Below are 18,734 nucleotides of genomic sequence, written 5' to 3'. Positions count from 1 at the left end.
GCCGATGTCCAGTCCGTACAACAGCGACACGTATCCCCTCCCCGTGTCGGTCGCGTTCAGCGGCCCCGACAACACCGGGAAGACCAAGCAGATCGGAATCCTCGGCCGGCGCATGGGCCCGGCTGCGACCTCAGCAGGCCCGCTCCACCACTACGACCCCCGCTGGACCGCCATCAAGGCCGATGGCATGGCCCGCTGGTGGTTCGAGACCGGCCCGGTCGAGGAGGTCGCCGATGTCCTCGCCACCTCCTACCTTGAACGCTACCGGCACCCCTTCTCCGCTCCGGTGCGCCTGCTGGACCGGGGCATCCCGATGCTGGAGGCGTCCGTCGCCGCGACGGTCGCCGTACGAGATGGCCTGGACGCCGCGCAGGCCGCAGACCGAGCCCGACTCCTGCTGGCCCCGTACGAGACCGACCTGCGAGCCGCCGAGGAGAGCGAGCACGCCCTCGTCCTCCTGCATTGCGACGACCCGGAGGAAGGTACCCGCCGGAGCCTGGCCCACGAGGTGACGGCCACTGGGATCTACGCGGCCTACCAGCGCCACCTCCACGAGCAGGTCAACCGGCTCGTCGACGACGGTCGCTTTCCGATGTCCATCCGCATCGGCGACCGGCCGACCATCGCCGTCCAGGACGAGGTCCGCGGGCTCCTGGCGCCCCTGCACCCGGAGGTGCCCGGGAGGGCTCTGGCAGGAGTGCATGTCATCGCGCTTGGCGGCATGTCGGAGAGCGGCAAGAGCACGGCCGGCGAGTACCTGCGCACCCAGCACGGCCACGCGCGCCTCAAGATCGGGTACCTCATCGAGGACGCGGCCGACCGGGCGGGGATCCATGACCCGTATCGGCTGGGGTCAGTCGTGCAGGCCGAGTTGATCGTGGACTCACTGGACCGCTTCTGCCAGGCCCACCACTTCCTCGACTCCGTCAGCATCGAGTCGCTGCACGACTTCGACTCGACCGCCGAACTCGCCCGGATGCTCGGACCTCAGCTCACCGTCGCCTACCTGAACGCGTCTGAGGCCAGGCGCACCCGGCGGGGCACCGCCGGCGCCCAGGACGTCGCCGACCGCGACCCCATCAAAAGGGAACGAGGCGCGGACAAGATCGTCTCGATCGCCCATGAGGTCATCGGCAACGACGGGCCGCGCCTGGAGCTGGAGCGGCGGTTGGACCGCATCGCGCTCGATCGCCGCTGGCCGGAGCACCAGCCCTCCACTATGCCGGTCAACGCGCTCGGACTCCCCGTAAACCTGGAGTCCTACCTGGCCGAATTTCTCGACCGCACCACCGGCCTGCGCCCGTTGATCGATCTGCTGGCCGTCACCGGCAGCGGTGCCCGGGGCAAGTACCAGCACGGCTGGAGCGACCTTGACGTCCTTGTCGTGGCCGACACCTCCTCCCTCGACGAGATGCGCCAGATCCTCTCGGATCTGGAGACCGAACTCGGCGGGGTCAAGCTGGGCATGACCGTACTGACCCGCGCCGAGTGCCGGGCCGGCGCCATCACCTCTCGACTCCTTCACGTCCTCGCTCTCATCGGCAGCGGGTCGCTGGTCCCCTTGTGGTCCACCCCCGGCCTGGCTCTGCCCGCTCCGGACGCGGCCACCGACGTCGCTGCAAGCCTGCGCGACGGCATCCAGGCCGCCATCGAGATCCGCCGCCAGTTCCTCAAGGGAAGCCCCGACCTCCGCGCCCTCTACAAGGTCACCGCGCTGCTCGCGAAGATTCAGCTCCGCTTCAGTGGGATCGAGTGCCCCTCCGACAGCGACGCCCTTACCGTCCTCCTCGACGCCACACGGCAGGACACGAGCCTGGTCACGACCGCCCGCACCGAGCCGCTCGCTGCCGAAGCGCTCGCACTCCTCGTTCTCCAGGCTTGGCTGGACACCCTTCCTGGAGAGACGCGGTGAGCGCGAACGTCCGACGGTCCATGGCAACAACGGGTGTCTTCCGCAAGCCGGTGGCCACCCGGGAGCGGGCCGAAGCCGAGGCGAAGGGATGGGCACGGCTCGCCTCCCGCATGGCAGTTCCGGCCCTTCACGGGCAGATCGCGTTACCGGACAGGCAGCTCCTCGTCTACGAGAACGTCTTCGCTACCGCCCGGTGCGAGCTGCTAATGGGCGACGTGATCGCCCTCGCCGACCGCGAACCGGCGGTCCAGCCCCGCCTGGACCGCCTCGTGGACGGCGTCTGCGCCGACCTGCGGGCAGCGGCCGAGGAGACCGGGAAGAGCGTGCCGCTGGCCGAGTGCGTCCCGGACCTCTACCTCGACCGCATCTGCCCCGGTAGCCGACTGGACCGCTGGTACCTGCGCCGTGACCTGCCGCTCGCTCTGCCCCACACCGATACGACCCTCACCCTCCGGGAGTTGGCCGACTTCACCCTCACGGCCAACGGCAGGCCGCTGACATTGAACGTCGCCGATGCCATCGACAGCCTCCGCCATGCCCTGGCTCCCGACAGCCGCCGGCTTGCCGGTCTGACGCAGGGCGACCCCACGGAACCCAACATCGCCGACCCGCTGTGCTGGCTCGACTTCGAGTTCACCGGGCGCAACACCGTCGCGGGCGAGGCCGCCAACCTGCTCTGGTACCTGATGGCACTGGGCGGCTGGCTCGTCCCCCGCTACCAGCCCGACGTGTACGCCCGCACCCTCCGCCTCGCTCTGCCGCCCCTGGCCCGCCCGCGCGTCGAGCACTTGGAACTGCACCGGAGCAGTCGGCACATCGATGTCCGGTACTCCTGGAACACCGGCCCCGGCCGCACTGCGGCCCTCACTCGCGTCCTGGACGGTCTCTGCGGCGAGCACGGCAGCTGCCTGGAGGAGATCCGCGCCTTCCTCGCCCTGCGCGTCCTCGGAGTCATCCCGCCCTCCCGGCTGACCGGACACGACCTCCTGCTCGTCCTGATCAAATTCGCCGAGAGTCAGGCCCCGCACATGACACTCGACACCTTCTTCACCACCACACCGGCCCCTCACCCCCGCCCCGGCGAACGGAGCAGCAATGTCCCTGCCCCTGCTTGAGACCCCTCTCCAGACCCGGCCGCTCCAGGGCCGCACCGCCCTCGTCACTGGCGGGGCCACCGGCATCGGCGCCGAGATCGGACGGGCGCTCGCCACCGCCGGAGCAACCGTCGCGGTCAACCACCTCGGCCAGGACCCCGGCGCCCACGCCCTCCTCACCGCCTTCGAACGCGCGGGCAGCCCCGGTATCGCGGTGAACGCCGACCTGACCGATCCAGGCTCCGTCCAGACCATGGCCGACCTCGTCCGCGCTGAAATCGGACCCGTCGACATCCTGGTGAACAACGCCGGCTCCTACCCCCGCGTTGCCTGGCAGGACACCGACGAGACCGCCTGGAACTACTCCCTCGACCTGAACCTCACCGCTCACTACCGCACCTGCCACGTGCTCACCCCCGGCATGATCGAACGCCACTGGGGCCGGATCGTGAACATCGGCAGTGTCAACGCCCGCGCCGGCCGGACGAACCTCGTCGCGTACAGCACCGCGAAGGCAGGGCTACTGGGACTGACCCGCTCCCTCGCCCGCGAACTGGGCCCGTACGGGATCTGCGTCAACACCGTCATGCCCGGTGCCATTCAGGTCGAGGCCGAGAACACCCTCCCCGCCCAGCACCGTGCGCGGCCGGAGGACCAGATCAAGCGCCAGTGTGTCCCGCGCCGTGGTCGGCCCGAGGATGTCGCGGCCCTGGTGGCGTTTCTCGTGGGCCCCTCCGCCTCGTTCATCACGGGGCAGTCCGTCCACGTCGACGGCGGCTGGCTGCTGCACTGAGACCACCAACAAGCAAGGAGACAAACCGAAATGATGGAACGAGTCCGCGCCGTCCTCGTCACCGCAGACGAAACGATGCTGGTCATCCGCCGCACCAGGCCCGGCATCCCCGAATACTGGGTCCTGCCCGGCGGCGGCGTCGAACCCAGCGATGAGTCCAGGGAGGCGGCCCTCCACCGGGAGATCCACGAGGAGATCGCGGGAAAGGCCGACATCATCCGCCTCCTCCACACGATGGAGTCCGACGATGAGCGGCAGCTCTTCTACTTCGCCCGTATCGCGACTTGGTCCTTCGACGACCGCACCGGTCCCGAGTTCAGCGCCGAAGGCCGCGGCGAATACGCACTGGAGGAGATTCCGCTGACCATGGAGGGGCTCGACGGCATCGACCTCAAGCCCGAGGAGATCGCCCACGTCCTACGGGGAGCCATCAAAGCGGGAAGCCTCGGAGTCGAGACATCGCTCTGAGCCTTCGAGTACGTCATCACGTCATCAGGGCCGACTCTGAGTTGAGTCGGCCCTGATGACGTCCGTACGCGCTACTGGCTTAACGTCGGCTCGATGCCGCAAGCTCTGGGCGTAGCAACGGGAGAGAGCCGCGCCCACGTTTCCTCGGGCCGAGCGGCGCTGCTATTGGACCAGCCGGAGCACCGGCTTCTGTTCCTGAACGTCCAGCAGGTTCTGCACCCTCTCGCTTGTCCACGCCAGCTCATGAGCCAGTCGGGAAACCGATAGGCCCGCTTCCCTGGCAGCCAGCTCGAATGCTTGCCCAAGCAGCGAAGGCCGTTCACCGGGGAAGTTCGAGACGGATTCCGCGGTGAAGCCCGGCTGGCCGTCGAGAGCGCGTAGACGCTGATACGTCCGGCTGGCAGTTGCGTCGGAGATCAGCCCCAGCTCGCGGCATCGGTAGACGAGCGAGTGGAGGGAGACTCCCCAGACTCCCCTGAGCTCGGCCAGGCGTGCAAGATCCATTCGCCGCGGCAGGAACGGCAGGATGCTGTCCTGGGGGGTCAGGAACTCGGCGGCGAAGGCATCAGCCTGCTTCTCCTGACGGCTGTCACCGGTGGCATCGGCGTGAAGCACAAGGTGGCCCAGCTCATGGGCGGCCGTGAACCGGTGCCGGTAGATGTCGTCGGCCCGAGCGGCGGTCAGAACGACGAGTGGCCGTGCTGCCCGGGTGGAAAAGGCGTCCACGCTCGCGGCGGAGGGATCACTGGCAGGCGGTATGACCACCACGATCCCGTGGGACTCCATCCGCCTCACCAGATGCGTGACAGGGCCGTCGCCGAGACCCCAGCGCCTGCGAAGCTCGCGGGCAGCGGATACAGGATCGGTGGACAGCTCTTCGCCGGGATGGACCTCCCCACCGGCGAAGCCGGGGAGATCGACGAGGGGCAACTGGACCCGCTGTTCCAGCGCGTACGTAAGCTCCCAGACCTGCTCGGCGAACGCGAGCGCACGTTCCCGCTGGGACTTCGGTGTGCTGCGCAGACTTCGGAAATGCGCCATGGAAGCGTCAAGCCGATTCGCCGGCCTCCCCAGCAGGAAGAACGTCACGGGAACCCCGAGGACCTCTGCGAGCCGGGGGATCAAGTCAGGTCGTGGCTTCGACACCCCTGTCTCGTACTGCCCCACGGCTGCAGGCGTCACCCCGAGCCCGGCCGCCACGTCCTTCTTCGTCATCTCCGCCAGACGACGAGCTTGCGTCACCCGGGTGGGATCGAAGGCGTCGTAGACGGCGCGCGGCGTTGCGCCTCGTTCTTCCGTACCGGGAATGAGGTCATGCTTGATGGGTCGCATCGTCTTCGCTGCTCTGGTCCTCAATGGGTTCTGCCTCGGTCTGCACGGGTACGTGCAGGGCCTGGTCCGAGGCGGCACGAGAGGACAGCGTAAGGGTGGGTTCGATTCCTTCGGCGAAGCCGGTGTGTGCCGTGACCTGGCTCGGAATGCTGATCGGGCGCAGCGTGTACGAGGTGACCTCCTGAGGCAGGTGGAGCGGCTCGGGATCGGTGGCCCACTCCAGTTGCCGGTTCATCCCGAGCGCCGCGATGCCCCAGTACGCCTCCAAGAGCTCGGAGGCGTTGCAGGCGAAGGGAACCAGAACCAGCTGGGTGCCCTCCGGGACTGTCGCCAGAGCGCCGCGCGGCTCGGCGATCGGGACGGCCGGCCCGAAGTCGAGGTCGAACGGGTCCTGGATGTGCTTCGGCGTCGGCGCGAACGTGAAGAGCTCCTGCACCAGCCGGGACTGGCTGGGGATGCGTGCGCTACGTACGTCTGACTTGGTCTTGGAGTACCGGAACGGGTAGAGCAGCCCGTTGCCGATGAGCATCAGCTCGTACGAGAAGCCGAACGGCTTGACCGCACGGGCGCCAGGGACCTTCATGAGTTCGTCCTGAAGCCGCTCGTACTGGTTCTCGTACCGGCTGGTGCCGTAGACGCGGGTGGTGCGGGAGGCGGCTTGTTCCTGTGCGGCCTGTGCGTTGGCCTGCATGTTGCGAAGGCCCTGCCCGACGCGGCGGCGGGCATCTGCTGCGTGCTCGCCGAACAGGTCGGTCGTCCACGACGACGAAGGCATACTCATGCGGACGACTCCTCGGGTCGGACTACGCATTGAAGCATTCCAGTGCGGCTCTGACTTTAGTTGATGTCGGAGATTTTGCACAACTGCTTTGGTGCTCGGCGTGTCTGTTGCCCATTTGTCACCAGCGCGGCCCCCAGGAGGCCGTGGCGCGTGGGGGAGTTGCTGGGCCATTGGTCATTGGTGCTGGTCTGTGCTCCTTGCCCCGGGAGCCGCCTGTGTTGGTCGGGCGGTAGGCGGCCGGCCGGGGTGCCGCGGCACTGCTGGTGGTGTCGGCGGTCAGGTCGGCGAGACGGTGGAGGCGCCAGGTGAGGACTTCGCTGAGGCTGGTGGCAGTGTCGGTTTCCCGCCGGGCGGTGGCTTCGGTGAGGAGAGCGGTGGGCTTGTGGCCGACGGCTTCGGCCCGCGCGAGGGTGGCGGCGAGAGTCGGCCAGCCGGGCTCCGCGAGAATCTGTTCGGCCAGCTCGGGAAGGGCCCGGCGCAGGGTGTTCTCCTGTCGGCGGCGCAGAGTCTCAGTCAGCCGTGCCCCGCGCTGCCGAAGCGTGGTCAAGGGCTCGGTGGCCGTGGCCCGGTAGGCGGTGCGGAGGTGCGTGATGGTCTGGCGGGCGGCTTCGGCCTGCTGGTGGTGTTCCCGGGTGCGATGCCAGTGCTGGGCGGCGATGACCGCGAGCAGGAGGGCGTCGAGGACGATCGTGAGGAGGGCTCCGTCCTGCGGGGCGGGCTCGCGCAGGACCGCCTTCACCGCGCAGCGGGTGGCCTGGGTCTGCTGGTGCTGGGCGCGGATACGGGATCGGGCGGCGCGCTCGAAGATGGTGGCGGCCTGGAGGAGCTGCGGACGGAGGCCGACAGGAGCTACCAGAGGGAGTGCGTCTAGGGCCTCGGCAAGGACGGTGATGTGGGCCTGTCCTGCCTCGTCCTCGTCTTGGGCGAGGTGATCGGGCGTCTGGTCGACGGCGAGGGCGAACCGCCGCCAGGCCGTGGCGCCAGTCCGCACCGCCGGTATTGCCTCGGTGGCCGTCAGGCGTTCGGCGATCCTGGGATAGGAGAGGTCGAGGGCGAGGGTGGAACCGGAGAACCACACCGGCTCGCCCTGGGCGTTGGTGTCGTCGTTGAGGGCAATCTTGTAGCCGCGGACGTCGCCGGACGGGAAGTACTGGACGTCGACGAGGGCGCCGGTCCCCTCGATGATCCGGAAGAACTCCGCTGTGGTCGTGGCCGCTGAGGCTGCGGTGCGGACGATGGTGCCCAGGTGCTCGCGGGAGGTGCGGGCATTGCCCATGCGGCGGGCCTTCTCCTGCTCAGCGCGGGTGGGGCGTTTGGCGGCGGTGCGGTCTCCGTGCGGCACCTGTCGGAGCCCGTATTCCTTCTCGATGGCGGCGAGTTCTTTGTCGGCGCGCAGGAAGTCGTTCCAGTTCCGTGATGGGCGGAGGTCGCCGCGGACCTTGGTGGCGACGATGTGGATGTGGTCTTCGGCGTGGCGGACGGCGGCCCACCGGCAGGCGTCGGGGTCGCCGTCCGGAGCGATGCCGGTTGCGTTGAGCAAGCGGCGGGCTACGGCGGCCCACTCCTCGTCCGACAGGCTTCGGTCCTCGGGTGCGGTCCGGACCGAGCAGTGCCACACATGCTCCTTCGGTGCCTTGGCACCGGCCTGTTTCACGCGCAGGTCGAGGGCTGTGCTGAGTTGGGCGAGGGTGGCCTCCGGGTCGCGGCCGGGGTCGGGGGCGAAGTCGTCCCACGAGGCGACGAGGTGAGGATCGGTGTGCTCGTTGGCACGGCCGGGTCCGTAGAGGTAGTTCAGGACGCCGCGGGTCTTGTGGCCGGGCTTGACGATGTTCGCGATCAATCAGACCGCCCGGTGCTGTGTGGCGGCCACGTCGGCGGCGGTGTCGATCGTTGTGGCTGCCTGGCGGGCCAGGACCAGAATCCGCGCGGCCTCCGTCAGCACCGTCTTGTCCCCAGGGTGTGGATCGCCTCCTGCGTTGAGGCGGTGGGCGATCTGGTTGACGTTCGTACCGATCCGCGCGACCTGCGTACGCAGCGCGGCCAGCTCGTCGATCAAGTCGTCCACCGCAGTGCGCCGGTCGAGCAACGCGTAGTCGCCGTGGAGGTGGGCCATGATCAAGGCCCCGACGAAGTGAGCGCCGGCCAGCCCGAGCCGCTGTGCCTCGGCCTTGATCTCGCTCTTCTCCTCCACGCTGTAGCGGACATCAACCCGCTCGGTGCGCTGGACGTCCTGGCGCGCACGACGGCTGGCGACTCGGTGGAGCGCGGCCTCTTCAGCGGCCCGCACCGCGCCGTCGTTCGTCCTGGGAGCGCCCTCGCTCCCAGGTATACCCGCCACCCCTGGGGCGGGCACTGTGGTGGACCGGCCCTTGGACGGTCCAACGCCATACCTTGCTCCGCCTGGTGCCTGGGGGCGATTCATCTGCTGTCTCGGTCTGCTGGGGGGCTCGTGCTGCGCGCCGTGCATGGGACTCTTTCCGAGGTGGGGGTTGGGTGTCGAACGTTGACTGGTCGTCGGCCCTGGACGGCTGGGCTGGCCGGAACTCGGTCAGGGCCTTGCGGGTGAGGGGCGACCGGGGAGGATTGCTCCATGGGCCACGTCATCGATCTCGATTCGGCCGCCGCCGAGATCACCGAGCGCCTCTCTGCCTGGAGTGCGGCGGGACTCGCTCCCCGTCCGATCACCTGGCGGGACGGCCTTGCGCCTTGGCCGCAGCCGCTGGAGACCGACCGGGCCCGTGTAAGCGATCCGGATTCGATCGGTCTGCGCATCCAAGGCAGTGACGGATGGGCAGAACTACACCTTGTCCTGTATCGCGGAGGCTGGGCAGACCTCGATGCGCTGACCGAGTACGAGGTCCTCACCGAAGGTCCCCGGATCAGCACCCCGGCAGAGTTCGGCCGTCTCCTCGACTCCGCCGTCACACGCTTCGCCAGCACCCGTTGGCAGCTACCGGCATGAAGCACGATGCCGATCCGAGGGACCTGGGCACGGCTCGTTGCACACGCGGCGGGGACCGACTGCGTCGGCTGCCGGCCCCCGCTGGCCTGGTCCCGCAGCTCTGAGCCCTGAGGCGTGAGCTCGGGGGCCGACCGTATGGCGTAGACGGTCCGCACTGACCTGCGGTTTCCCTGCCTCTTCGGGGACCGGTCCCCGAAGAGGACGGAGTTATCCGGGGACCGGTCCCCGAAGAGGCAGGGGACAGGGGTGAACTTGGTGGGGACCGGTCCCCACCTGAGTCGGGGACCGGTCCCCGACTGCCCGTCAGGGGGACCGTCCCCAGCGAACCGAGCTGTGCGGGGACCGGTCCCCACTGTCCCCGCACCTCGCGGACCGGCCGGGCAGGCGAGGGCGCTACACCGTCGGGACCGGTTCATCGAGGGCTGCCAGCAGAGCTGTCAGGTGCGCCTCCGACCGGGTCATTTTGGGGCTCGCTGACCCGCCACTGGGGCTGGCGGCTGCGTGGGGCGCTACTGGGGCGGGGCTCCGCTCGCGAGTGATCCACGCTCGCCAGTCGGCACCCCACGCGGCACCCGAGCGTGGAGACGCGCCGGCCCGGAAGGCCCGCCACTTGTCGTCCGCCACTCGTACGCCCTCCTCGCCAAGGCGGGTGAGGTGCCCCTCGCTCCGCAGCCAGGAGTCGCTGCCCGCGTCGATCTGCCATTGAGAGGCGGGGATGGGTGCACTGCTGCTGTACCTACTGGTTCCTATTGGTTCACTTCTGTTCTGGGGGTCGGATTCTGCTCCCCCGAGGTATCGGAATCCGGCACCCCCCGGGGTTGGATTCTGTACCCCGGGGTCGGATTCCGGCCCGTCCGCATTGCTGCTGGAGGTATCGGATTCCGGTACCTCGGGGGTTGGAATCTGGCCCTCCTGATGGGTCGGATTTCGAACGTCCTCGGTCATGAAACGGGCGGCTTCGGGGAGGCGGTAATACGATTCCCCGCGAGGCCCTTTGCGTCCGTCGAGGCGGACTATCTCGCCGCTGGCGACCAGTTTGTCCAGCGCGTCCCGAACGGCGCTGCGCGACGCGTTCGCGCGTCGCATCAGGGCTGGGACGGAGGCGTAGGCCGTGCAGGTGTGGTCGATGCAGCGATCGGCGATCAAGGTGAGGACCATGCGGGCAGTGCCTTTGCTGAGGCTGTGGTCCCATACCCAGACGCGGGCATCGTGGCTCATGGTTCGGCGGCTCCTCGAAGCAGGGGGTGGTGGTGGCCGCGAATCGTCGCGACGGCGGTGCTGCCGTCGGACGGAGCTGGCGCACCGAAGGCCGATCCGGGCGGCCTTCATTTCAGCGACTGGATCAAGAAGGAAGCCACATCGCCTCGCGCAAGTCCAGGGTTACTTCGCACAAAGCGAGCAGCCGACGGCGAACGCCGGCGGAACGCGGTCCAAAAACGATAGACCCGAATCGGCCGTTCACCAAGAAGTTCATGCTGATGGCGCCCGTGACCGATTCACCTTTGGCTTCAGGTCAGCAAAATTTGGGCCGGATCCCCAACTCCGATACTCCCGAAATCTGCTGGGAGTCGAGGCAACATAGACGCACATCGCCGGTTAACCAAACCGGCGATGCAGAGGTATCACTTACGGGATGCCGAAATAGTCCCAGCGGGGGAAGCGCGATAGCTCGAAGCGGTCGCGATGCCCGTACGTCTGCCTCAGCGGGCGTGCCCCCGCATGGGCGCATCGGTTGTTGACCCGCCGCCTCGTAGAAGGAACATCCTTGCCCCGACCCGCAGTGATCGCCGCCCCGTGGCCCGCCGACCCGTGGGAGGAGGTGGTCTCGAATGGCTGATCGTCTTCTCAGCGTGGCCGAGGCAGCCGAACGCCTCGGCGTCGGTGAGCGGTTCATCCGTCGCCTCGTCTCCGAGCGCCGTGTCCGGTACGTCAAGGTCGGCAAGCACGTCCGCATCTCCGACACCGCGCTGGATGCCTACGTGGAGGCGCGGACGGTCGAGCCGGTCCGTACTCGCCGCTCCGGATTCAGGGCTGCGGCCTGATGGCCCGTCCGCGCCAGAAGGCTCCGCGCCGCACATTCGGTGCGATACGGCAACTGCCCTCGGGGCGCTATCAAGCCCGCTACCCCAGCACGGCCGATGACACCCTCCGGCCCGCGCCGGAAACCTTCGAGACCAAGCGCGACGCGGAGGCGTTCCTCGTCCAGGTCCAAGCGGATCAGATGCGGGGCGACTGGCTCGCCCCGACCGCCGGGGAAGTCTTGTTCGCCGACTACGCCACGCGCTGGATCGCGGAACGCGGCCTGGCCCCGACCACGGCTGAGTTGTACCGCCGGCTGTTCCGGCTTCACCTGGAGCCGACGTTCGGCGAGATGAACGTCAACATGATCAGCCCCGCTCGGGTCAGAGCCTGGCGGGCGGAGCGGTTGTCCGCCACCGGTGCCACCACGGTGGCCAAGTCGTACCGGCTTCTCAAGGCCGTGATGGAGACCGCCGTCGAGGACGACATGCTGCGCAAGAACCCCTGCCGTATCCGCGGGGCAGGTCGCGAGGATGCTGACGAGCGACCCGTGGCGACGGTCGACCAGGTCTTCGCCGCGGCAGAGGTGATCGGCCTGCGCTGGCGCCTCATGGTTCTGCTCGGAGCCTTCGCCTCGATGCGACCCGAGGAACTCGCCGAGCTTCGGCGGCGGGACGTGGGCCTCGACTCCAGTGCGCTTTGGGTTCGCCGTGCCGCACCGGAGCTCAACACAGGTCGCCGCGTGGTCGGCGCTCCCAAGTCCCGGGCGGGCCGACGGGAGATCGTGCTGCCGTCATTCCTCCACGAGGACGTTCGCCGACACCTGGAATGGTTTGCCCAGCCGGGGCCGGACGGGCTTGTCTTCGTCGGCGAGAGGGGGGCGGTACTGCGCGGCACTACGTTCGGCCGCAAGTGGCGCAGGGCCCGGGACAAGGCCGGGCTGCCCGAAGGCTTCCGCTTCTACGACCTACGGCACACAGGCAACACGCTCGCGGCCGACACCGGTGCCAAGCTCAAGGACCTCATGGTCCGAGCCGGCCAGTCCTCCGAGCGCGCGCAACTGATCTACCAGCACTCCACCAAGGAACACCAGCGCAGGCTTGCCGCCAACATCGATCTCGACGTACGCCGCCAGCAGTCGGCCGCCGCCACGGGGAGTGGTGGCGCGACCGTTCACCCGCTGGTGCCGCGCCCGCTCGGACCATCCGCCCCACGGGCCGCGCGGCGTTGATCGGGCAGGAGCAGACCGTCCGCACCGTGTATGTGACGCAGGCGACTTGGAAGTGATCTCACGATGCGGGACCCGGTAGCGGAGCGCTCGGCCTGGGGAGTGACGGATCCACTATTGATGCAGGTCGGGAGGGTCGTTATGGCACGCGAATGGCACGGGCCCTAAAAGTGGTCTAGACAACAAACAAGGCCCTGGTCTCTGACCAGGGCCTTCATCAAAGAGCGGGTGACGAGAATCGAACTCGCGCTCTGAGCTTGGGAAGCTCATGTTCTACCATTAAACTACACCCGCGAAGCGCATCGTTGATCCGTCGCGCACCGTTGCACACTCTACCCCATGCCAGGTCCCCGGCGTTTGAGCCGCGGGGCCTTTTTGTTGCGAGGGAGGGTGGATGCGGGTGCCGGGGGCGGGAGTTGGGGGCGTAGCGTGAGGGGTCGGAGTGCCGCCTGGAGTGGCGTCCTGTTCATCCCCTAATGTGGCGTTCTCGTCCACGGTTTGTTGGGGAAGGGACTTGATGGACTCCATGGAGCGCACCGTCGTCCGCTGTGCCGAAGGGCACGTTTTCGCTACCGCTTCGTTCCCGATGCAGCAGCTCGGGTCCGGGCGGATCGGTCCCGGGCGGCTCATTCGCTGTCCTCGTTGTGCGCGGCTTCGGCATGCCGTGCCTGTGGTGTTCGAGCAGCGGTAGGAGCGGTGTCAGGCGCGCGGGGCGGTCCCGGATTGGGGCGGGCCCGCGCGTTCTGCGTATCCTCGGGGCGTGCTTCTCTCAGATAAGGACATCCGGGCCGAGATCGACGCCGGACGTGTACGCATTGATCCGTTCGATGTGTCGATGGTGCAGCCGTCGAGCATCGATGTGCGGCTCGACCGCTACTTCCGGGTGTTCGAGAACCACCGCTATCCACATATTGATCCAGCCGTCGAGCAGGCCGATCTGACGCGCATGGTCGAGCCGGACGGGGACGAGGCGTTCATCCTGCACCCCGGTGAGTTCGTGCTCGCTTCCACGTACGAGGTCATCTCGCTGCCCGACGATCTCGCGTCGCGGCTGGAGGGCAAGAGTTCGCTGGGGCGGCTCGGTCTTGTGACGCATTCGACCGCCGGGTTCATCGACCCCGGTTTCTCCGGGCACGTGACCCTGGAACTGTCGAATCTCGCGACGCTGCCGATAAAGCTGTGGCCGGGGATGAAGATCGGGCAGCTGTGCATGTTCCGGCTCAGTTCGCCCTCGGAGTTCCCGTACGGCTCCGAGCGGTACGGATCGCGGTACCAGGGCCAGCGCGGACCGACCGCGTCGCGGTCGTTCATGAATTTCCACCGAACCCAGGTGTGATGCCGGATGAGCGGTGAGATGCGGGAGAACCTGACGTACGAGGGTTTCGGTCATGCCGTGCGTGAGCTGGCGCAGACCGTTGCCGACGACGGGTTCGAGCCCGATGTCGTGCTGAGCATCGCGCGGGGCGGGGTGTTCGTCGCGGGCGGGCTCGCTTATGCCTTGGACTGCAAGAATATTCATCTGGTGAATGTGGAGTTCTATACCGGGGTGGGTACCACCCTGGAAATGCCGGTCATGCTGGCGCCCGTTCCGAATGTCATCGACTTCTCGGACAAGAAGGTTCTGATCGCCGACGACGTCGCCGACACCGGGAAGACGCTGAAGCTGGTGCGCGATTTCTGTATCGATCATGTCGCCGAGGTGCGCAGCGCGGTCATATACGAGAAGCCGCATTCGCTGGTGAAGTGCGAATACGTGTGGAAGAAGACCGATCGTTGGATCAACTTCCCGTGGAGCGTGGACAAGCCCGTCGTACGGCGCAGCGGGCAGGTTCTCGACGCGTGAGCGTGACGCGTTACGCGTGGCGTGTGTGCTTGCTCCTGGCTTCTGCAGATGTGAAGGAACCCCTGGTCCCAGGACCAGGGGTTCCTTCACATCTGTGCGGGCGGGGGCGTCAGATCGTGCCCAGCTTGATGATCGACAGCAGTGCGAGCAGCTGGATCGCGGACGCGGCCAGGGCCTTCGGCCACGGCAGGTCGTGCGACTTGCTCACCATCGAGGTGAAAAGCGCGGCCGAGGCGAGCCAGGTGATCCAGCCGAGGATCTGGACCAGGGAGTTCTCGCCGCCGAGGAAGAGCGCGAATATCAGGCGCGGGGCGTCCGTGATCGACATGATCAGCATCGAGAGGCCCACGGTCGGCTGCCAGGAGCCGTCGCCCCCGAGCTGGCGGGCGAGGGTGTGCGTGACCGCGCCAAGGACCAGGCCGCCGATGACGAAGCAGATGCCGGTGATGACGACGTAGGGGACCGCCGTGGAGATCGTCGCGTGGATCGCGTCGTCCCGGGCCTGGTCGAAGCCGAAGAGGGCGAGCAGGCCGTACAGGAACGTGACGATGAGCGCCGGGCCCCAGACCGGGTAGTCGCGCATCTGCCAGAACGTCGGTCCCGGGCGCAGCACGATGCCGGTGAGCAGGTCCTTCCACGGCAGCCGCGGGCCTGCGGGCTGGGCGGGGGCTTGGCCGGCGCGGTAGGTGTTGCCGTCGCCGTACGGGTCCTCGCCGATGCTGAACGCCTGGGTGTGGCCGGGGGAGTTGGCGTACGGGTCGCCCTGCTGGGGTGATCCGTGGGGGTGATGGGGCTGCTGGTACGGGTCGCCGAAGTACTCGGGTTCGCCGTGGCCGCCTCCGCCGTTGTAGCCGCTGCCGTTGCCGTAGCCGCCGTTGTTGTACGGGGGCGGGGCGCCGTTGCCTCCCGTCGGCGGCCATGGCTGCTGCGCGTACGGCGGTGGTGCCTGTGTGCCGTACGGCTGCTGCTGCGGTTGCTGCTGCGCTTGCTGCGGGGTGCGGTTGTCCCGGCCGCGTCCGATCCTGAATCCAGCCACGTCATCGAACGTACCTGGTCCGCGCGGGTGTGGTGAGAGGGCCCGGGAATCCCACCCGCCATTGCGGCCGAGCTGTGACATCCCCTAGGGGATGCTCCGGAGGGATGCCCAGGGGGTGGAGGCAGAAGCGGCCGGTCCTGCCCCCGAGGCAGGTCCGGCCGCTTCTGTCGCACGACAGCCCGAGCTACTTCACCGGCTCCGGCTCAGGTGCGTCCGCCGTCTCCGTCTCCCCGGCCGGGTCGGCCGGGGTCTTCACGGAGTCCAGCAGCAGCTGCGATACGTCGACCACCTGGATCGACTCCTTCGCCGTGCCGTCGTTCTTCTTGCCGTTGACCGAATCGGTCAGCATGACCAGGCAGAACGGGCAGGCCGTGGAGACGATGTCGGGGTTGAGCGACAGAGCTTCGTCGACGCGCTCGTTGTTGATGCGCTTGCCGATCCGCTCCTCCATCCACATCCGGGCACCACCGGCGCCGCAGCAGAAGCCGCGCTCCTTGTGGCGGTGCATCTCCTCGTTCCTCAGACCAGGGACCTTCGCGATGATCTCGCGAGGCGGGGTGTAGATCTTGTTGTGACGGCCCAGGTAGCACGGGTCGTGGTAGGTGATCAGGCCCTCGACCGGCGTCACCGGGATCAGCTTGCCCTCGTCGATGAGGTGCTGGAGCAGCTGGGTGTGGTGGATGACCTCGTACTCGCCGCCGAGCTGCGGGTACTCGTTCGCGATGGTGTTGAAGCAGTGCGGGCAGGTCGCGACGATCTTCTTCGACGACTTCGGCTTCTTCGTCTCCGCGTCTTCGTCGTCCTCGCCGAACGCCATGTTCAGCATCGCGACGTTCTCCTGGCCGAGCTGCTGGAACAGCGGCTCGTTGCCCAGGCGGCGGGCCGAGTCACCCGTGCACTTCTCGTCGCCGCCCATGATCGCGAACTTGACGCCCGCGATGTGGAGGAGCTCCGCGAAGGCCTTGGTGGTCTTCTTGGCGCGGTCCTCCAGAGCGCCCGCGCAGCCGACCCAGTACAGGTAGTCGACCTCGGACAGGTCCTCGATGTCCTTGCCGACGATCGGGACCTCGAAGTCGACCTCCTTGGTCCACTCGACGCGCTGCTTCTTGGCGAGACCCCAGGGGTTGCCCTTCTTCTCCAGGTTCTTGAGCATCGTGCCCGCCTCGGACGGGAACGCGGACTCGATCATCACCTGGTAGCGGCGCATGTCGACGATGTGGTCGATGTGCTCGATGTCGACCGGGCACTGTTCCACGCACGCACCGCAGGTGGTGCAGGACCACAGCACGTCCGGGTCGATGACGCCGTTCTCCTCGACCGTGCCGATCAGCGGCCGCTCGGCCTCCGCGAGGGCCGCGGCCGGAACGTCCTTCAACTGCTCCGCGGACGCCTTCTCGTCGCCTTCCATGTCCTTGCCGCCGCCGGCCAGCAGATACGGGGCCTTGGCGTGCGCGTGGTCGCGCAGGGACATGATCAGGAGCTTCGGGGAGAGCGGCTTGCCGGTGTTCCAGGCCGGGCACTGCGACTGGCAGCGACCGCACTCCGTGCACGTGGAGAAGTCGAGGATGCCCTTCCAGGAGAACTGCTCGACCTGGGAGACACCGAAGACGGCGTCCTCGGCCGGGTCCTCCCAGTCGATCTCCTTGCCGCCGGACGTCATCGGCTGGAGTGCGCCGAGCGCGACCGCGCCGTCCGCGTTCCGCTTGAACCAGATGTTCGGGAAGGCGAGGAAGCGGTGCCAGGCGACACCCATGTTGGTGTTGAGCGAGACCGTGATCATCCAGATCAGCGAGGTGCCGATCTTGATCATCGCGGTGAAGTAGATGAGGTTCTGCAGCGTGCCGAGCGCGAGGCCCTTGAATGCGAGGACCAGGGGGTACGAGATGAAGTACGACGCCTCGTAGCCGTCCACGTGGTGGATCGCGCCTTCCAGACCGCGCAGGGTCAGGATGGCCAGGCCGATGACGAGGATGACGTATTCGACGAAGTACGCCTGCCAGGCCTTGGAGCCCGCGAAGCGGGACTTGCGGCCGGCCCGCGAGGGCAGGTTCAGCAGCCGGATCGCGATCAGTACGAGGATGCCGACCGTCGTCATCAGACCGATGAACTCGGTGTACATCTCGAACGGCGGCCAGTCGCCGATGATCGGCAGGACCCAGTCGGCCTTGAAGAGCTGCCCGTACGCCTGGAGCAGCGTCGGCGGCAGCGTCAGGAAGCCGATGGCGACGAACCAGTGCGCGAAGCCGACGATCCCCCACCGGTTCATCCGGGTGTGGCCGAGGAACTCCTTGACCAGGGTGATCGTGCGCTGCTTCGGATTGTCGGTGCGGCTGCCCGCCGGGACCGGCTGTCCGAGCGTGACGAACCGGTAGATCTGCGCGACGGCTCGGGCGATGAGCGCAACGCCGACCACAGTCAGCACCAGCGACACGATGATCGCGGCGAGTTGCATTTGGGGGCTCCTCGGGCCTGCGAGGGTGGGATCCAGCGTCTACAAGGGGATACTGGCAATTACTAAGCAGTAACTTAATCAGTCTGTGCTGACACTATCCACTTATTCCGCCGCGCTGTAGCCGCACCGGCGGTGATTTGTGTCGCTCAGGTGCGCCTTGCCGCGCCGGGTGACTCCGTGGACCGCCCGGTACAGGGGGGCGTGCACGGCTCGCGCCAGGATGGCCAGGTCGAGTCCCACCCAGTGGTGCTCGGCGTAGTGCTGGTCGAGCAGGGCGGGCTCGTCCCACGGCATTCCGGAACGGGAACGTACCTGCGCCAGGCCGGTGAGGCCCGGTTTCAGTTCCTGCCGCCAGTGTCTCGCGACGGGGGCGGGGATGGATGCGGGGGTGCCGGCGGCACTCGGGCCGACGGCTTCGGCGGCCCGGTCGTCGTCCGGTGTCAGGGGTGCCGGCCCGACCAGGGAGAGGTCTCCCCGTACGACGTGCGGCAGCCGGGAGAGCAGATCCAGCCGCAGCCGGCGGGTGCGCAGCGAGCGCAGTACGAAGAGGTGGCCGTCCAGGCCGATCCGGGGTGATCGGGACAGCACCCCGCCGGGAGGGCGCCGTACCGCGAGGGCAAGGGTGCCCGCGGCGAGCAGAGGGGCGGCCAGGGCCAGCAGGATCGAGCCGAGCGTCAGATCCAGTACGCGCTTGGCCGACGGCCGCTGCCACCGCCGCACCGGCGCCCATCGCCGCACCGACGGCCACTGCCGCACCCGCGCGCGCGCCCGCGCCCGCAGCCGCTGCCACCGCCGTACCCGCTCTGCCTGTCTC

At 68.0% G+C, this 18,734-nt stretch carries 16 protein-coding genes and 1 tRNA gene; 9 read left to right on the top strand and 8 right to left on the bottom strand.

What is annotated here, in order from left to right; translation table 11 throughout:
- Positions 1-4 precede the first annotated feature (4 nt).
- The 4 genes from OG306_RS17980 to OG306_RS17965 are packed head-to-tail and all read left to right on the top strand — an operon-like array spanning position 5 to position 4,267.
- On the top strand, positions 5-1,912 hold the full coding sequence (locus tag OG306_RS17980; protein WP_371665484.1) for a nucleotidyltransferase domain-containing protein: 1,908 nt from the start codon (positions 5-7) through the stop codon (positions 1,910-1,912).
- Positions 1,909-3,027, top strand: a complete 1,119-nt coding sequence (locus OG306_RS17975) for a hypothetical protein (RefSeq protein ID WP_371665483.1) — start codon at positions 1,909-1,911, stop codon at positions 3,025-3,027. Before OG306_RS17980 ends, OG306_RS17975 begins: the two co-directional genes overlap by 4 nt.
- Positions 3,008-3,799, top strand: coding sequence for an SDR family NAD(P)-dependent oxidoreductase (locus OG306_RS17970; RefSeq protein WP_371665482.1), 792 nt, complete (start codon positions 3,008-3,010; stop codon positions 3,797-3,799). Before OG306_RS17975 ends, OG306_RS17970 begins: the two co-directional genes overlap by 20 nt.
- 30 nt (positions 3,800-3,829) lie before the next feature.
- Complete coding sequence (locus tag OG306_RS17965; protein ID WP_371665481.1) at positions 3,830-4,267, top strand: NUDIX hydrolase; 438 nt, start codon at positions 3,830-3,832, stop codon at positions 4,265-4,267.
- 162 nt (positions 4,268-4,429) lie between these two features.
- Here the strand turns inward: OG306_RS17965 and OG306_RS17960 are convergent, their stop codons facing one another.
- The 4 genes from OG306_RS17960 to mobC all read right to left on the bottom strand — a co-directional run bounded on the left by OG306_RS17960 (position 4,430) and on the right by mobC (position 8,667).
- On the bottom strand, positions 4,430-5,599 hold the full coding sequence (locus OG306_RS17960; RefSeq protein WP_371665480.1) for a helix-turn-helix domain-containing protein: 1,170 nt from the start codon (positions 5,597-5,599) through the stop codon (positions 4,430-4,432).
- Positions 5,580-6,380 (bottom strand): hypothetical protein, encoded by an 801-nt coding sequence (locus OG306_RS17955; protein ID WP_371665479.1) that lies wholly within the window; start codon positions 6,378-6,380, stop codon positions 5,580-5,582. The genes OG306_RS17960 and OG306_RS17955 overlap by 20 nt, the downstream gene beginning before the upstream one ends.
- Before the next feature lie 118 nt (positions 6,381-6,498).
- Positions 6,499-8,220 (bottom strand): relaxase/mobilization nuclease domain-containing protein, encoded by a 1,722-nt coding sequence (locus tag OG306_RS17950; protein ID WP_371665478.1) that lies wholly within the window; start codon positions 8,218-8,220, stop codon positions 6,499-6,501.
- Entirely contained in the window at positions 8,221-8,667 is a 447-nt protein-coding gene (gene mobC, locus OG306_RS17945) for a plasmid mobilization relaxosome protein MobC (protein ID WP_371665477.1), read from the bottom strand. It abuts the gene before it with no gap.
- Positions 8,668-8,970: 303 nt separating this feature from the next.
- On the opposite strand from mobC, the gene OG306_RS17940 reads away from it, so the two are divergent.
- From OG306_RS17940 to OG306_RS17930, 3 genes are all read left to right on the top strand, one after another.
- Entirely contained in the window at positions 8,971-9,342 is a 372-nt protein-coding gene (locus OG306_RS17940) for a hypothetical protein (RefSeq protein WP_371665476.1), read from the top strand.
- A gap of 1,829 nt (positions 9,343-11,171) precedes the next feature.
- Positions 11,172-11,384: an excisionase family DNA-binding protein gene (locus OG306_RS17935; RefSeq protein ID WP_371665475.1), complete on the top strand. Its 213-nt coding sequence runs from the start codon at positions 11,172-11,174 to the stop codon at positions 11,382-11,384.
- Complete coding sequence (locus OG306_RS17930; protein WP_371665474.1) at positions 11,384-12,592, top strand: tyrosine-type recombinase/integrase; 1,209 nt, start codon at positions 11,384-11,386, stop codon at positions 12,590-12,592. The genes OG306_RS17935 and OG306_RS17930 overlap by 1 nt, the downstream gene beginning before the upstream one ends.
- A 220-nt stretch (positions 12,593-12,812) precedes the next feature.
- Here OG306_RS17930 and OG306_RS17925 read toward each other — a convergent pair.
- Positions 12,813-12,883: transfer RNA gene (locus OG306_RS17925), tRNA-Gly, on the bottom strand.
- A 466-nt stretch (positions 12,884-13,349) separates the two neighbouring features.
- Between OG306_RS17925 and dcd the strand changes: the two genes are divergently transcribed.
- The gene (gene dcd, locus OG306_RS17920) at positions 13,350-13,925 is read left to right on the top strand and encodes a dCTP deaminase (RefSeq protein ID WP_266747149.1); all 576 of its coding nucleotides are present in this window, start codon (positions 13,350-13,352) and stop codon (positions 13,923-13,925) included.
- 6 nt (positions 13,926-13,931) lie between these two features.
- Positions 13,932-14,432 carry a phosphoribosyltransferase gene (locus OG306_RS17915; protein ID WP_266747148.1) on the top strand — a complete coding sequence of 167 codons (501 nt, stop codon included), beginning with the start codon at positions 13,932-13,934 and terminating at the stop codon, positions 14,430-14,432.
- A gap of 109 nt (positions 14,433-14,541) precedes the next feature.
- Here the strand turns inward: OG306_RS17915 and OG306_RS17910 are convergent, their stop codons facing one another.
- The 3 genes from OG306_RS17910 to OG306_RS17900 all read right to left on the bottom strand — a co-directional run bounded on the left by OG306_RS17910 (position 14,542) and on the right by OG306_RS17900 (position 18,640).
- The gene (locus OG306_RS17910; protein ID WP_266747147.1) at positions 14,542-15,468 is read right to left on the bottom strand and encodes a Yip1 family protein; all 927 of its coding nucleotides are present in this window, start codon (positions 15,466-15,468) and stop codon (positions 14,542-14,544) included.
- Positions 15,469-15,652: 184 nt separating this feature from the next.
- Entirely contained in the window at positions 15,653-17,920 is a 2,268-nt protein-coding gene (locus OG306_RS17905; RefSeq protein WP_266906170.1) for a (Fe-S)-binding protein, read from the bottom strand.
- Positions 17,921-18,022: 102 nt separating this feature from the next.
- Positions 18,023-18,640 carry a sugar transferase gene (locus tag OG306_RS17900; protein WP_371665473.1) on the bottom strand — a complete coding sequence of 206 codons (618 nt, stop codon included), beginning with the start codon at positions 18,638-18,640 and terminating at the stop codon, positions 18,023-18,025.
- Positions 18,641-18,734 lie beyond the last annotated feature (94 nt).

Origin of the sequence: Streptomyces sp. NBC_01241, from assembly GCF_041435435.1 — a bacterium.
Taxonomy (GTDB): Bacteria; Actinomycetota; Actinomycetes; order Streptomycetales; family Streptomycetaceae; genus Streptomyces.
Note: the sequence above shows the minus strand (reverse complement) of the source record. Positions and strands in the feature narration are given on the sequence as shown.